Genomic DNA, 15649 nt, shown 5'->3' with positions numbered 1-15649 from the left:
TGAACTGGTCAAACTAGTTTACAGTCAGCTACATTAACTCGTGTTCATAGGGTAATTAGCTTGACTCAGGATATTCAGGTATAGATTTTCCTATTTAGTGAGCTTGTCAAACCCATTTTTATTGTACTATTTTTCCGATCCGTATAAGACGGAATCTACTTATTTGAAAATGCTTTGCTTCTTTAATTAAAAGGACTTGTATGTAAGGTATAATGCCAAATAAGTTTACTAAAAAGCCTATTTGGCTAATAATAGATATACAAAATTTTTGGTACAGTTTTTGTAACCAACCCTATTGCCTGGACTTATATAATTTACTTACTTTTCCTGTGCTCTATGACCAACGTCTTTAGTGCCCCGTTAAGATTGATGATGCTGTTAGGATTATGCCTACCAGTACATAACGGTAATTCGGTTTTCGCTGGCTCTGGCCACGCGCCAGTTCCGGAAGCAGTTTCCAACCGATCAACTGCTGCACCAGCACCAACGCTTTATAACACGGGTATGCCCCAGGCTAGTGCTCTGGAGAACTATCAAGCCAGCCTGTGGGCGGATGGCAGTCGGCTTGTCAAGGCAAGCCCCGATCCCATTCGATTTCTGATTCAGTCCGACAAACGCCAGGTCGTACTGAACGAGGAGGTAAACCTGACCATAACGGCTCAACTGCTGAACATCACACCCAATCAGCTATTCTACGTACCAGGCTCCAATGCCTATACCCTGAAGATGATACTGCCGCCGGGTTTTGAACAAACAGGGGGGGACTTCACCGATTATGTAGTCGGTAACCTTTCCTATGCGACTCAGCCCGTGTTGACCTATCACATCAAAGGCTATTTCAGGTCGGTGACCGCCGGTACGAGTTTCCGGCTTCTGCGTAGCCATGGGCAGGCCAATGACCAAAGCCTATTTGCCGAGAAGTCGGCCGTGACGCTCGAAACGTTGGCACCCGGAAAGACACTCTCTCAACAACAGAAAGCGACTGCTGCCTCGTCCAATCCCACCGATCTAACACTGTATGTCGTCACCAGCGCTACCGATATGGGCGCTGCCCGGGCTGCAGCTGCTGCCTATCAGGGTTTTCTGGATTATGCCGCCTGTGATGCTGTTTCTGGCTGGATCGTCAATACCAGCGATCTGAGTAAATCGCAGGAAGTTGATATTTACATCAACGGTGTAAAAGCAGCTACGGTCATGGCCGATCAGCACCGGCGCGACGTGGCCGCTGCATTTGGTGCGAATGACTTCAATGAGTATGGCTATGTCTGGGTTATTCCGGATTATTACAAATCAAATACGGTGCTGTCTATATCAGTAAGACCGGCCGATTCGTCCACTGATCTCTCGATGAGCCCACAACGTACGGATGTATGCCCCGGAACAGGGAAGCCACCAGTCACCACGCCACCGGCTACCACGACAACAGTGCCCCCCTCAACATCAACGACAGCGCCATCGACACCGCCCACGACTACGCCACCGGCACCCGTGACGGTCACCCCGCCCGTAACCACCACTACAGGTGGCGCGCTGACAATGCTGGCCCCGACGTATAACTGTACCAGTGGAGCGATCACCTTTAACACCAGCGGGGGCGATGGGACCACCATTCGCTACCGGGCAACGGGGATTACGGGCTGGACCACCGACCCTAACCAGTACCTGGATCAGGGCTCGCGGGTCAACGCCGATACCCCTCCCTTCACGATCTATGTCGAGCAGTCGGGCAAGACCATCACCTACACCTGGTCGCGCCAGGCTACCTGCGACGGCACAGCGCCTGCACCCACACCGCCCACGACTACGCCACCGGCACCCGTGACGGTCACCCCACCCGTAACCACCACCACAAGTGGCGCACTGACGATGCTGGCCCCGACGTATAACTGTACCAGTGGAGCGATCACCTTTAACACCAGCGGGGGCGATGGGACCACCATTCGCTACCGGGCAACGGGGATTACGGGCTGGACCACCGACCCTAACCAGTACCTGGATCAGGGCTCGCGGGTCAACGCCGATACCCCTCCCTTCACGATCTATGTCGAGCAGTCGGGCAAGACCATCACCTACACCTGGTCGCGCCAGGCCACCTGCGACGGCACACCGCCTGTACCGACACCGCCCACGACCACCCCACCGGCACCGGTGACGGTTACCCCGCCAGCAACGGGTAACGGCTGCGCTGCCAGCATCAGTACAATCAGTTATCTGTGGGATGGGGGTAACAACTCGATCAGTATTCAGATAAACGCGTCGGCTGGTACGCCACAGATCAGGCTGAGCGGCCCTACTACGGTAGATTGGACCAACACCAATAAAATTCAGAACGACATCCGGTTCTGGGCACTTTCCAACATGAATACCGGTACGTATACTCTTTCGGTTCGTCAATCGGGCGATCAGGGGAACGGGTGCTCGTTCAGTTTCAGCGTACCCAGCACGGGCAAACAACTGTACCCTGTAACCGACGAAGGAAGCGGCCCGGTCTCTGGCTGTACGCCACCGCCTGCACCTACTGTAAGTGCTGAAGGAGAAACGCAGGTCTGTAACAACTCAACGGTTACCTTAACCGCAGCCGGTTGTACCGGTACGGTGCTCTGGTCGGGTGGGCAAAGTGGTTCCAGCATTAGTGTCAATGCGGCTGGTACGTATACGGCTACCTGTACGGTCAATGGCTGTGTCAGTGCGCCATCCAGTCAACTAACGGTTACGGCCTGCCCCGTCAGCAGCGGTAAAAAATACGAGCGGGTACTCTATGTGGGTAACTCGATCACGTTACACGGTGGCAGCCCGTTTTTTATCGTCAACGATAAAAACCCGAAGCGGGGCATGGCAGCTACATCGCCTGATAAGGACTATGTTCACCTGATGTCGGCTAAACACCAGTCCCTCAACCCATCGGTCGAGAACCGAACACTGGCCAGCTGGAACATGGGTGGTCAACTGGATGAAGCAACTGGCCCCTATTGGGAGGGGCAGAGTACCAAAAATGGTATCGATCTGAGCCGGTTCGATCCGGTTGCTGCCTGGAAACCCGACATTATTTATATCCGTCTGGGCGAAAACGTAACGGACTGGGAAATCAACAACCCGGCACAGTATCAGAATCGGTTGAAGGACCTGATCGATAAACTGATTTCACAGTCGCCGGGTGCTAAAGTCGTGCTGTCGACGGCGGTATGGGACAAACCTAATTACGATGCGGCTATCCGGGCTATCGGAGCCGAGCGCAATTACCCCATTGCCGACTTCTCCAACATGTGGCCCAACCGCCTGATCAACGGGTATTACGCCCTTAATCCAAGCATTTATGGTGATGCCGGAACGGATAATCACCCCGACGATGACGGTATGGCCCACATGGCCGATGGGTTGTGGAACGCAACGCCGAAGTAAAAGAACCAGTACTAGTAGGATTTAAACCCAGTCAGACACACGTGCCTGACTGGGTTTTTTATTTGGTATGCAAGTTAGACTGTCATTCCACAAAACCAGGTATTGCTGTCACCGCTACCCTCACGGGCTTTTCTGCTCCACCGTTACAGCAGCTATGGAACCCGAGGATAGGGTCGCGATCGACGGCGTATAAAAATTTTGTTGTTTTGTATCGATCTGAACCTACAATGGTTAAATGAGGTCTTGTATAAAAACGATCCTTTTATGAAAAACGTCCTGGGTATACTTAGTCGGATCGGTGCGGTCTTATTCATCCTGGTGGCCTTCGTTGTTGGTTGTGGTGTAAAAGAAGAACTTGTTATTACGCCATTACCCATTCTGCCCTATGTTCCGGGACCGTTTACGTTTGACGTACCGGCATCGCAGTCCCAATGGCTGAGTAATAACCCAACCGTCATAAACGGCCGGGTCGTTGGCCGCACATCAGTTCAGGAGTCGGGTACGCTACGGCTGGAAGTACGCCGGGATTACGGTGCTTCTATCCAGATTTATGATAAAGTAACGAATCAGCCGCTCATCAATTTCAAGGATCTTGGCCGTGAGTCGGGTATGAGTTCTTATGCGGGTCCGCGCAGCTTTGCCGATGATTCACCCCGTTGGAAAGGAATCGGCTATAACCCGCTCCAGGCCGGTGACGATGGCGGGAATCCATCACCCATTCTGTTTCATGGTTACATCAACGGCTGGATTTATACTAAAGCGCAGTGCCTGTCATGGCCCCATCAGAACGCGCGCCAGCTACCGTTGATTTATGAGCAATGGGTACGGGTAGACAGCAATAAAGTCCACGTCAATGTCCGGCTGACCCATCGGCGTCCTGACAAAACATTCTATGGCCCCGAAGCGCAGGAGTGGCCCATGATGATGATCAATGGAGCCCGAAATGTTCACTTTTATAATGGGTCATCGCCTTACACGAATGATCTGGCTACGGTAACCGATGGCATAGAAGCCCGGAATAGCGATGGGACCATTGTGCCCCATCAGGGAACGTCGTTTTGCCTGACCGAGCCCTGGCAGGGGGTAGAGATCGGTACCAACCAGGGGCAACCCCGCCTGATTGGGCTGTATACCGCAGGCTATTTTCGGGCCAACTATAACATGGATGCCATTCAAGCCCGCGACAATTCAGAAGCAGGCAACACCATCACCTATACGGCCAACCAGCCCATGGTGCATCTGGATAGCGACCATACCTGGCACCGATCCTATACCTATGTGCTTGGATCAGAGCAGGAAATACGGCAGTATGTATATGCGCAGGAGCGCCAGACCACCCCTGATTTTGTGTTCAATAAAGCTAATGGCCGCAATGGCTGGACTATTATGGACGGTGGTTATGATCAGAAAGAACCATTTTCAACAGATAACTGGCAGGTAACGGTAACCGGAAAGGCTGATAACGGCCCCGTCACTGGCTACCATACCAAGCTTATTTCTCCATTTAGTAGCTGGAACGCCCGCGAATTCAGGACACTTTATATCCGCATGGCTTATACCGGTTCGACAGGAGTGGGCAGGGAGGCCCCGTTACGGCTGGCCTGGTTGTTGAACGGGCAGGCAGACGGGGTTTACGATAGCCAGTTCCCCCGGCAGAATGCCATTCGCTTTCCGCGAGGTACACGCAATTCAATTGAGCAGTCTATTGGATTTATGGCTATCAACGACGGTCAGTTCCACACCTATAAAATCAACGTAGCCGATAATCCGAAGTGGACGGGGATAATACAGCAGATTGAAATTGCCCATGCTTTGTCGCCCGCCTATGTCGCTCCCGGCGAAGTGATAACGCTTCAATACGTAGGGACCCAGGACCCGGGACAGTAACCCACCTACAGCCTCTTCGGCGCATAATTACTATACGCTGGTTCTGTGGCCTGGCGGGTTGTATGACACTGTGCATATAGCGCTGTGTTGTCGAGTATGTACATTAACCTGTATTATCAACTACCACCCGCCTTATTGCAGGTATACAGTTACATATATAGGAAGGTTTCTATATCGCATAAATAGTTACATACTTAATCATTATTAACCTTATATTGTGGCAATCATCTAGCCATAATATGATTCAAAAGGAATTATTTATAAATTCAAGTGGTCTAAAATTAAATTTTCATTCTTTATCATACTGTTTCCTACTTATTCCAATTTTCATTCATTTATGGATGGTGTACAGCTATACCATCAATATGCCGTATCTGGACGATTACACATTTATCGTCGACTGCATCAATCTAAAAATAGCTCACCTGACGCCGGGGCAATTGCTGACCACTGTTTTTTACCCACACGGCGAGCACATTATCGTTTTTGCCCGACTGGTCGCTATGCTCGACTATCTGCTGGAAGGGGAATTGAATTTTCGTACCCTGTTCTTTATTGGTAATGCTACCCTGCTGGGCACGATCTGGGTACTATACCGGTTAGCCCGCCAGGGTGGATTGTCTGTTCTACAGACATTGCCCATTTTCTGGTTGCTGTTACAGCCACAGTTTTACGAGAATACCCTCACCTGGGCTATATGTGCTCTTCAGCATGTGCCTGCTCTTTTCTTTGCTTTCTCTGCTTTTTACCTGCTTTCCCAATCGTCGTCGCGGTCGTTCTGGGGGAGTTTACCACTTGCCTTTCTGGCCACGTTTTCCAATGGAAATGGTCTGGCAGTACTGGGCGTTGGCCTTATGGTCGTCACCGTTTGCCGGTCTCGGCAATACACCCTGATATGGCTTTTATTTGCTGCTGTTTCAGGCGGGATATTTTACTATTTCTCCCAATTTTCGGCAGCGGCTCCCGTGTCAGGTAACCTGAGTCATCCTTTTCGGGTGCTGGGTGGATTTTTTCTGATGAGTGGTTCCATGGGTCTGCTGTTCACGCGTTCATTGACTGCACTAAGTTTGATCGGAATTGGGCTTACCATGGTTTTTGTTCTGGTTTCGGGTACAGCGTTGATTCGTCGGATTGCACCCGCGTATTGGCTGCGTTACGCACCGGATTGGTTAAGAAACCGAATAGGCAGCTGGTCGGTACCAACGGGTCAACCTGTTTCCATTAGCCTGATTGCGGGTTATCTGTACCTGGTCATTACACTGGCTGGTATCTCCTTTGCCAGAGGGCAGGGCTGGCATTATGGGTTGATCTTACCCCGTTTTATCTGGTTCGCTACCGTTTCTCTGGTGGTCGGTTATCTCATGGTAATGCTTTGGGTGAAGCCTGACTACCGGAAAACGATAGGGTGGTCTGTAGTCTGTTTCAGTATTGCGTTCAACACCTTTGCGTACTGGTCGTCGTTTGCTGAAGTAAAGACCATCAACCAATCTTTGTTGAGTGATTTTCATAACTGGCGGGAAAACAGGCTGCTCATTACGATGCCTGCCAACAAACGGGGGAATGATTCCTTCTATGCTACCCTGATGGAAGCTGCCATTCGGGAAGGCGTGTACAAGATGCCGCCAGCCCCCCTCGATCTAACGAATCGTCGGCAAACGTCGCAGGCGGCTTTAAAGGCATTGGTTACGAAAGACAGTAGCTTTTCGCTGGACGAGCGACGGTACCGCTATTTGACGATTGATCCCACAGCGTTAGCTCCCCTGTCACAACAACCCTTTAATCAGACAGCAGCTTATTTGCTTCTGCGTTCAGCCAGGCATACATTCCTTTGGCCCATCAATCAAAGCAGGACAAAGCTATCGCTGTTTTTAGTAACGGGCCACCCCTTACAGGCTGGTCCGCTCGCTACTATCATGACCGATATGTTACCCGCGGCCAGCTATCAGCTCGGCGTCTGCTACGCCCAAAAGGGTCAATGGATAACAAAGTATAGTGCAGAAACAATGCAGGTATCAGCTAGTAACTGATACACATTCAGGTAGTTGTAGTGATGAATGGAAGGGCCTTTCTGGTAGGCAGAGACGCTCAGCGCCCCACCGGCAGCCTTCTTACAGGTGCAGGATGGTAAACTCTACCCGGCGGTTGAGCTTACGGCGTTCGTCGGTTTCGTTGCTGGCGATGGGTTTACTGGGTCCCCAGGCTTTGGTCTGGATGCGGGTTTCGGCAATTCCTTTGTCTATCAAATAGGACTTCACTACCCGAACCCGGTCTTCGGAGAGCTTCATGTTCGGCTCCCAGTCCCCCTGGTTATCCGTGTGGCCCTCCACCAGAATCGCCATCTCTGGGTAGGATGTCAGCATATCGAACACGCGGTTCAACTCAGTGCTGGCTCCCGGCTGAAGCGCAAACTGCCCCTGCTCGAACAAAACTTCACGCATGGTGAATTTCTGCCCCGGTTCAATCTTTACCAGATACAGGTTCCGACGAATATCGCGAAACCGCTTGTCTTTACTCAGATCAAGGGTCTCGGTAGTGGGGAAGTACCCTTCTTTAGTTGCGGTTAGATTATACGTTTTCTGGGTTGGCAGAATCAGTTTGTACTCACCTGTCTCGGGGTTAAAATCCGCTTTGGTGACGTCCTTGTTTTCGTTGAACAGGTTCGTTACGATCTGCGAGGCAATAGGTTTTTTGCTCTTGGCATCCAGCACTTGCCCGGATATGATCGCTACGGGATCTGGTTTAATGGCTGGATACAATTTGAGCCTGAAGATATCGTCTTCGCCCATCGAACCCGCCCGTGAACTCAGGTACGCAAAGTCGCCCGAGGCTGGAATGGTGAAATAGCCATCCCATTCGGCCGTGTTAATGGCAGGGCCCAGATTTTCAGGTTCGCTCCAGTTGCCCCAGGACTCATCGAGTCGGCGCGCTACAAAAATGTCACCATTGCCATAGCCCGAATGACCCGCCGAGGTAAAATAAAGCGTTCGTCCGTCGGCGGCCAGAAAAGGAGAACTTTCCGATTCGGCGGTATTCACCACAGCCCCCAGCGATACCGGTTCAGCCCAGGTGTGATCGGGTCGTTCGAGCGATACATACAGGTCGCGGTCGCCCCGGGTGTCTTTCCGTTGTACGGCCAGGATAATAGCCCGCCCATCGGGCGAGACGCAGAACTCCAGCTGATTTTTCTCGTGGAGGTTATAGTTGTTAACGATCTTACATTCGGCTGGCTGCGACCAGCCGGCTTTTGTCCGAATGGATTTTGATATCCCGAACGATAGCCCGCCGTCGGGCTTGTAAATGTTGATCAGGTAGGCCGTGCGGCCATCAGGGGCCATACCACTAATGGCATTATCGCCGGACGTATTGATGGGCGGCCCAATATTGACGGCTTCGCTCCAGCCGGGCGGGTTGCCGTTGGCCCCCGATTCAAGTGTTGAGTACCAGACATCCTGCCGGTCTGCCCCACCAATATTGGCTTTGTTGAAATTACGGGTAAAGTACAGGGTTTTGCCATCAGGGGAGATCACCGGCGCTACCTCCTGACCTGCTGAATTGACGGTTTTGCCGAGGTTTTCTTTCTGAATGTCTTTGGGCGTAGCCGCCGATACATTAATGCCGACCTCTATGGGTTTGGTATCTTCCGAGATACCGATTGCGTCGATCTGGTTGATACCCCGTATCCCGGCTCCGTTTATAACGACGCGAACCTGATGACAAACGAATGACGAATCGGGCAGCAAAATGGTCAGCAGTGGGTTGGTGCGTGCTTGTGGTTCGCTTACCTGGTAGACGGTGTGCTCTCCACCTTTTTCGTCGATGATGGACACCCGGACAACGGCACCAGGATTGACGTTTTCGGCGACTATTATCTGACGTGCCCGCATTGGCTGGACGAAGCCAACCTGAATCCACTCGTTCGTGGTCCCATCAGGCGATGCGGGAGCCCAGGCGCAGGCACTCTGGCCCATTTCCGGAACTTTGCTGGGCCGTCCCAGTGCCTGCAATGCTTTGTACTGGTCGCCGGTCGATTCTGCTTTTTTCTCCGATGAGACGCCCACCACACGGCCGGCCCACTGCACCGTGCGGGGCGGTCGTCCATCGCGGTCGGTACGCTGGGCGAAGCCCGTCAACGCGAGGCCAAGGAAACAAAAGCAGAGCAGAAGACGCTGCGTAGGCATGTTACAGGACGAATAACGAATAGCGAAAACAAGTACAACGAATGAAAAGGGCTTCTCTGTTTTCATTGATTATGTCTCGCTATTCCTGGTATTAAAGCTTAGTTCGTCAGCACCCGGTACTCCCAGGGTTTGAGTGCAATCGTGACGTTAGGTTTCAGATTCATCGGTTGCCGGCTAAACACTTCGGTATACATACCTTCGTAACCATCGCCACCCAGTTGAGCGGTTTGGGGTTCAGCACTTAAATTTAGCAGGACAACAACGCGGTCGGTGTCGCGCTGCCGATGAAAGGCATACACTTTGTCGTCGCGGTCGGTAGGGATTTTGACGACTTTACCCCCCGCCGGTCCATTCCATAACGCCCGATTACGGTGTTTAAGCGTAAGCAGTGTCTCAAAAAAATGAGCCTTCGGGTAAGTTCCCCAGTTAATGGTATCTTTCTCGAAAAAGGCCAGCCGTTTATTGAGGTTCGACTCCATTCCGTTATAAACCAGCGGCATGCCCTCCAGCGTACTACTCAGGACAATAAAGGTGTTGGCCGCAGGGCCGAAGGACTGGTCGAGGGTGCCATTCCACGTGTTTTCGTCATGGTTCTGGGTGAACAGCATCTGGTAATACCACTTCGGAAAACGAGCCTGATTCGCTTCACGAAGCGAATCAATTTTATCAGCTGTCCGGTCTCCTTTAGCAACCGCTTTCATCATACTGTGCATGGCCCATCCGTAGTTCATGTTGAAGCAGCTTTTGAACTGGTCGGGTTCATCCTCCCACTCCGACAGCATAAAGACTGTTTTGATCTTATCCAGTTGTGGCCGCAGTTCAGCCCAGAAGTCGTTCGGTACAAAACCGGCAACATCACAGCGGTACCCATCGATGTCGCACTCTTTTATCCAGTACTGCATAGCCTCGATCATGCCTTTCCGCATATCCGGATTGTTATAGTCGAGGTCGACAACATCGTCCCAGTCGGTAGGCTTATTCGTTTTCGGATCGATAGGAGCTATCATTTTGCCATTCACCCGCGTGTACCATTCAGGGTGTTGTTTTACCCAAACGTGATCCCAGCCCGTATGATTGGGTATCCAGTCCAGAATGACCCGCAGGCCCAGGGCATGTGCCCGTTTGACGAGTGCTTTGAAATCGGCCAAAGTACCATAAGCCGGATTGACTGCTTTGAAGTCGGCCACCGCATAGGGACTACCCAGCGAGCCTTTCTTGTTTTTCTGACTTATTGGGTAGATAGGCATAAACCATACTATATCGACACCCATTTCTTTGAGCCGGGGCAATTGGGCCTCAACTGCATTGAAATTACCTTCGACCGAAAACTGACGCGTATTGACTTCGTAGATCGTTGCGTTCTTTGCCCATTCCGGAGCTGGAGGAGCTGTCGACGCGCTTGTGTCGGACGTTGAAGCAGAGGTCTTTGCGTTATCGTTTTGGGTATTCCGGCAGGCCACCGTCAGTAACAAGGCACTGAAAACAACGGCCAGGTGAGATTTATTCATATAAGTAATTTCGCTTAGTCAACGTAAGGCGGTAGTACAGGGTATCTACCGGATCAATCAGGCCACCATTGGTTGATGACGGTTTTTGAGTTGCCGGATCGCATCCTGTGGATCATCGGCACCAAAGACCGATGTGCCAGCTACAACATAATCGGCACCGGCATCGAGCAGGGTAGGGGTATTGGCCAATCCCATACCACCATCTACGCCGATCAGTGCTGAACTGCCTGCACCGCGTAGGAGCTGACGAAGCTTGCTTACTTTAGGGATAGACAAGGGCAATAATTGCTGGCCTCCGAAGCCAGGGTTTATAGTCATGATCAGGACTTGATCGAACGCATCGACCAGATCTGCCAGCACATTTACGGGCGTTTGCATGTTAAGGGCAACGCCAGCCTGGCACCCGGCTTCCCGGATCTGGGTCAGCACCCGGTGCAGGTGTGTGCAGGCTTCATAATGAACGGTGATATGGGTGGCCCCTTTGCGGGCAAACTCATCGACATACCGTTCAGGCTGGACGATCATCAGATGGACGTCGAGTGGTTTTTGAGCGTGCCGCCGGATTGCTTCGACTACAGGAAAGCCGAACGAAATATTAGGAACGAAGACGCCATCCATTACATCGACGTGAAACCAGTCGGCCTCACTGCCGTTTATCATCTCAATATCACGCTGAAGATTAGCAAAGTCGGCAGCAAGAATTGATGGAGCGATAATGGGTGTCATAGAAAATAAATAGTGGATAAGCCGTAACGCATAGCAACCTGTTGTCAGAAATTTCTCCGTATCCGAACCTTCTATCAGGGGTTGTCAAGAAAAGGCTGTTCGGAGTTTGCCGTCGCGGTCCCGGTTTTTTTAGCTTGTAAAAGTACCTTTTTTTGGTTGAATGAAGAAACAAAACCAATATTGTCGGTTTAGAACGTATCGGGATATCAGTCACTGGGCAGACCGGTTCCGGCAGGAAATAATATCTACTGTCCGGCTTTGGTTTGAGCCTTCCCTGACAGACCGTTTATGACTTATTGATTTACGCTTTTACAAATGACACCCCAGCAACATATTATCGAACTGACCGACCGTTTGAATCGGTACAACTACCAGTATTATCAGAACAGTATTTCCGAAGTAGACGACTATACATTCGATCAGCTGCTTCAGGAGTTAACCAAACTGGAAAAGCAATACCCTGAGTATGTTCGCCCCGACTCGCCAACGGCCCGTGTTGGGGGTACTGTCAGTAAAGAGTTTGCCAGCGTCTACCACCGGTTTCCTATGCTGTCGCTGGGTAACACGTACTCGGAAGAAGACCTTATTGAGTTTGACAACCGCGTTCGGAAAGGGCTGCGGGATGAACCCTTCGAGTACATCTGCGAACTAAAGTTCGATGGGGTGGCGCTCAGCATGACCTACGAAAACGGACTGCTTGTGCAGGGTGCAACAAGGGGCGACGGCGTACGGGGCGATGACATCACCAACAACATCCGTACGATCCGGACAATCCCGTTACGGGTACATGATACCAGCGTGCCGCCGTTGTTCGAAGTCAGGGGCGAGGGTTTCCTGCCACTGGCTGAGTTTGAGCGTATCAATAAAGAGCGGGACGATATTGGCGAACCCCTGCTGGCCAATCCCCGTAATGCTGCGTCGGGCACGTTCAAACAACAGAATTCGGCCGCCGTGGCGCAACGACGACTGGACTGCTACCTGTACTCATTCCTGTCGGAAGAAACGATCTTTCAGACCCATGAAGACAGCCTCATAGCCATGAAAAACTGGGGCTTCAATGTGTCGCCCACCTGGCGGAAATGTGCCGACATTCGGGAGGTGATGCTATACATCAACGAGTGGGATACCAAACGTTTCGATCTGCCGCTCGGTACCGATGGGATCGTGGTTAAAGTAAACCGCTACGATCAGCAGCGTGAACTGGGTTTTACGGCGAAAAGTCCACGCTGGGCTATTGCCTTTAAGTACAAGGCGCAGGCTGCCAGTACCACCCTTAACGGCATCCAGTATCAGGTAGGCCGCACGGGGGCCGTTACGCCTGTAGCCATGCTGACGCCCGTGTTGCTGGCTGGTACGGTCGTAAAGCGGGCGTCGCTGCACAATGCCAATGAAATTGAGCGGTTGGGGGTGATGATGCACGACACGGTATTTGTAGAGAAAGGGGGCGAAATTATTCCTAAAATAACCGGTGTCGATCTGACAAAACGGACGGACGCATCACAGCCGATTCGATACCCAACAGAATGTCCCGCCTGCGGAACGCCCCTTGTTCGACGGGAGAAAGAAGCCCATTTCTATTGTCCCAACGAGAAAGGGTGTCCGCCCCAGCGCCAGGCCCGGTTCGAACACTTTATCCAGCGCCGGGCTATGAACATTGAAAGTTTGGGCGAGGGGAAAATCGAATTACTGATCGATCGCAGACTTGTACTAACGCCCGCCGATCTGTACGACCTGACCGCCGATCAGCTGTTGGGGATCGAAAAAATATTCATGGACGAGGCCGGTAAAAAACGCATTGTCAGTTTTCGCGAAAAAACGGTCGAGAACATTTTAACGGCCATCGAGCGGTCTAAAGCGCAACCTTTTTCCAACGTATTGTTTGCACTGGGTATCCGATATGTGGGCAACACCACCGCCGAGCGGGTTACCGATTATTTTGGATCGATGGATGCGCTGATGCATGCTCCGTTTGAAACGCTTGCCAACGTGCCCGACGTAGGACCACGAATTGCTCAAAGCCTGGCCGACTGGTTCGCCGATGCCGACAACCGTGTTTATATAGAGCGCCTGCAGGCAGCCGGACTGCAACTGGTGACTGACCGGAAGGAGGTAGTTCGGGAGGGGGATGCGCTGACTGATAAGACATTTCTTTACACCGGTACATTCGTCAATTTCAGCCGTGAGGAGCTTGAAGCTAAAATTGCCGCCCATGGTGGTCGATTACTGAGCGGGATATCTAAAAAGCTCAACTACCTCATCATTGGGGAAAATGCAGGCCCCTCGAAGATTGCCAAAGCAGAGAAATTGAATGTGCCGATGATTGGTGAAGATGAGTTTGTGGCTATGATGGGCGAATGAACAGGCCTGATCCTAAATCTGTTAGCTTTGCAACGACTTAAACCCACCGACCAATGGAAACAAATAACAGTTTTGACGAAATCCGGGCGATTCTCAAAGAGATCACCGAGAAACAGCGAGAGAACGACAAAGAGATAAGCCGGGTTGCCAAGCTTGTAGGTGAGATCGGCAATAAGTTCGGGTCGTTTACGGAGGGGATGGCGTTTCCCTCGATGGATAAAGTGCTGCGTAAGCAGTTCGGTATGAAAACGGTTACTACCAATTACACTACTGAAGCTGGTTCAGACACGCTGGAAATCGACGTACTGGGTTTAGCGAACGGGGATATAAACACAGCAGTGATCGTAGATGTTAAAAGCCACCTTAAACGGCGCGACATCGAGCAAACGGTAAAAACAATAGAACGATTCAGACGTCTGCACCCGGAGCATGCCAATAAAAAGCTGTATGGCGTTATCGCCTGTGTCAGTGGTTCGAAAGAGCAGCGGGAGCAGGCGCAGAAGGAGGGCCTGTTTGTAGCGTCTATCCATGACGAAGTTTTCGAACTTAAAACGCCTGCCTACTTTATACCAAGAGACTTCTCACAGCCTGTAACGGCTTAGGTAGGCTTTCCCGCCTAAATTCCCGTAACTTTGCCAGGCTACCCCGTTATTAACCAATATGAACACCAATTTTCACGGCGTAGGCGTTGCTATTGTAACGCCCTTTAATGCCGATCTCTCAATTGATTTCGATGGCTTTGGCCGCATCATCCGGCACGTTTCCGATGGGGGCGTCCGCTACTTTGTCCTGCAAGGCACCACCGGCGAGTCGCCAACCGTGACCAAGGCCGAGAAAGCGCAGCTACTACAATACCTGAAGGAAAATAACCCCAACAAGCTGCCCATCATTTATGGTGTTGGCGGAAACGTTACCGCCGATGTGGTGACGGGAATGAAGGATATCGCCTTCGAAGGTGTAGACGCCATTCTGTCGGTTTGCCCCTATTACAACAAGCCAGGCAAACGGGGCGTTATCGAGCACTTTACCCGGGTTGCCGATGCTAGCCCGGTACCGGTTATTCTTTATAATATTCCGTTTCGGACGGGCATCAATATGAGTGCCGAAACCATTGTTGAACTGGCGCAGCATCCCAATATCATTGGGGTAAAAGAAGCATCTTGTGTAATCGAACAGTGCATGGAGATTGCCCGCGATAAGCCCGATGATTTTCTGCTCATCTCCGGCGACGATGTGCAGGGCGTTCCCATTGTCAGCATCGGCGGTGTTGGCGTGATGTCGGTTATCGCCAATGCATTTCCGGCTAAGTTCTGTGCTATGATCAATGCTGCCCTACAGGGCGACTTTGCAACAGCCCAGCGTGAACTTGGTCACTTCCTGCGTATAGATTCCCTACTTTACGAAGAGGGTAATCCGGTGGGGGTTAAAAATATTCTGGAGATAATGGGTCTCATATCGGCCGAGGTTCGGTTACCGCTCATGAAAGCATCTGACGACCTGAGCGAACGCCAGCGCGCAGTGCTACAGCGTGACCGGTTACTGGAACTGGTTGCTTGACCATATTGGAACCATCCACAAACAAAAAAGCGACAC

The 15649-nt window shown here is 51.5% G+C and carries 9 protein-coding genes; 6 read left to right on the top strand and 3 right to left on the bottom strand.

The genetic code is table 11. The features are described from left to right. Nucleotides 1-504: 504 nt before the first annotated feature. The 3 genes from FH603_RS10750 (at nucleotide 505) to FH603_RS10740 (ending at nucleotide 7313) form a co-directional block, all read left to right on the top strand. Nucleotides 505-3399, top strand: coding sequence for an SGNH/GDSL hydrolase family protein (locus tag FH603_RS10750; protein WP_186737494.1), 2895 nt, complete (start codon nucleotides 505-507; stop codon nucleotides 3397-3399). 264 nt (nucleotides 3400-3663) lie between these two features. Then, nucleotides 3664-5286 carry a hypothetical protein gene (locus tag FH603_RS10745; protein WP_186737493.1) on the top strand — a complete coding sequence of 541 codons (1623 nt, stop codon included), beginning with the start codon at nucleotides 3664-3666 and terminating at the stop codon, nucleotides 5284-5286. 341 nt (nucleotides 5287-5627) lie between these two features. Continuing rightward, nucleotides 5628-7313 carry a glycosyltransferase family protein gene (locus FH603_RS10740; protein ID WP_186737492.1) on the top strand — a complete coding sequence of 562 codons (1686 nt, stop codon included), beginning with the start codon at nucleotides 5628-5630 and terminating at the stop codon, nucleotides 7311-7313. An 81-nt stretch (nucleotides 7314-7394) separates the two neighbouring features. On the opposite strand, the gene FH603_RS10735 is transcribed toward FH603_RS10740, so the two are convergent. The 3 genes from FH603_RS10735 to rpe form a co-directional block, all read right to left on the bottom strand. Continuing rightward, nucleotides 7395-9464 (bottom strand): OmpA family protein, encoded by a 2070-nt coding sequence (locus FH603_RS10735; protein ID WP_186737491.1) that lies wholly within the window; start codon nucleotides 9462-9464, stop codon nucleotides 7395-7397. A gap of 98 nt (nucleotides 9465-9562) precedes the next feature. Then, nucleotides 9563-10972, bottom strand: a complete 1410-nt coding sequence (locus FH603_RS10730; RefSeq protein ID WP_186737490.1) for an alpha-amylase family glycosyl hydrolase — start codon at nucleotides 10970-10972, stop codon at nucleotides 9563-9565. Nucleotides 10973-11029: 57 nt separating this feature from the next. Further along, on the bottom strand, nucleotides 11030-11698 hold the full coding sequence (gene rpe / locus FH603_RS10725) for a ribulose-phosphate 3-epimerase (RefSeq protein WP_186737489.1): 669 nt from the start codon (nucleotides 11696-11698) through the stop codon (nucleotides 11030-11032). A gap of 315 nt (nucleotides 11699-12013) precedes the next feature. Here rpe and ligA point away from each other — a divergent pair, with 315 nt between their 5' ends. From ligA to dapA, 3 genes are read left to right on the top strand one after another with little or no spacing between them, the layout of a single operon-like run. Next, on the top strand, nucleotides 12014-14056 hold the full coding sequence (gene ligA / locus FH603_RS10720; RefSeq protein WP_186737488.1) for an NAD-dependent DNA ligase LigA: 2043 nt from the start codon (nucleotides 12014-12016) through the stop codon (nucleotides 14054-14056). 53 nt (nucleotides 14057-14109) lie between these two features. Next, nucleotides 14110-14658, top strand: a complete 549-nt coding sequence (locus tag FH603_RS10715; protein ID WP_186737487.1) for a DUF8196 domain-containing protein — start codon at nucleotides 14110-14112, stop codon at nucleotides 14656-14658. Nucleotides 14659-14716: 58 nt separating this feature from the next. Then, the gene (dapA, locus tag FH603_RS10710; RefSeq protein WP_186737486.1) at nucleotides 14717-15613 is read left to right on the top strand and encodes a 4-hydroxy-tetrahydrodipicolinate synthase; all 897 of its coding nucleotides are present in this window, start codon (nucleotides 14717-14719) and stop codon (nucleotides 15611-15613) included. The last annotated feature ends 36 nt before the right edge of the window (nucleotides 15614-15649 follow it).

Source organism: Spirosoma utsteinense (assembly GCF_014282275.1).
GTDB lineage: Bacteria > Bacteroidota > Bacteroidia > Cytophagales > Spirosomataceae > Spirosoma > Spirosoma utsteinense.
This window is presented reverse-complemented; position numbering and strand designations above follow the sequence as displayed.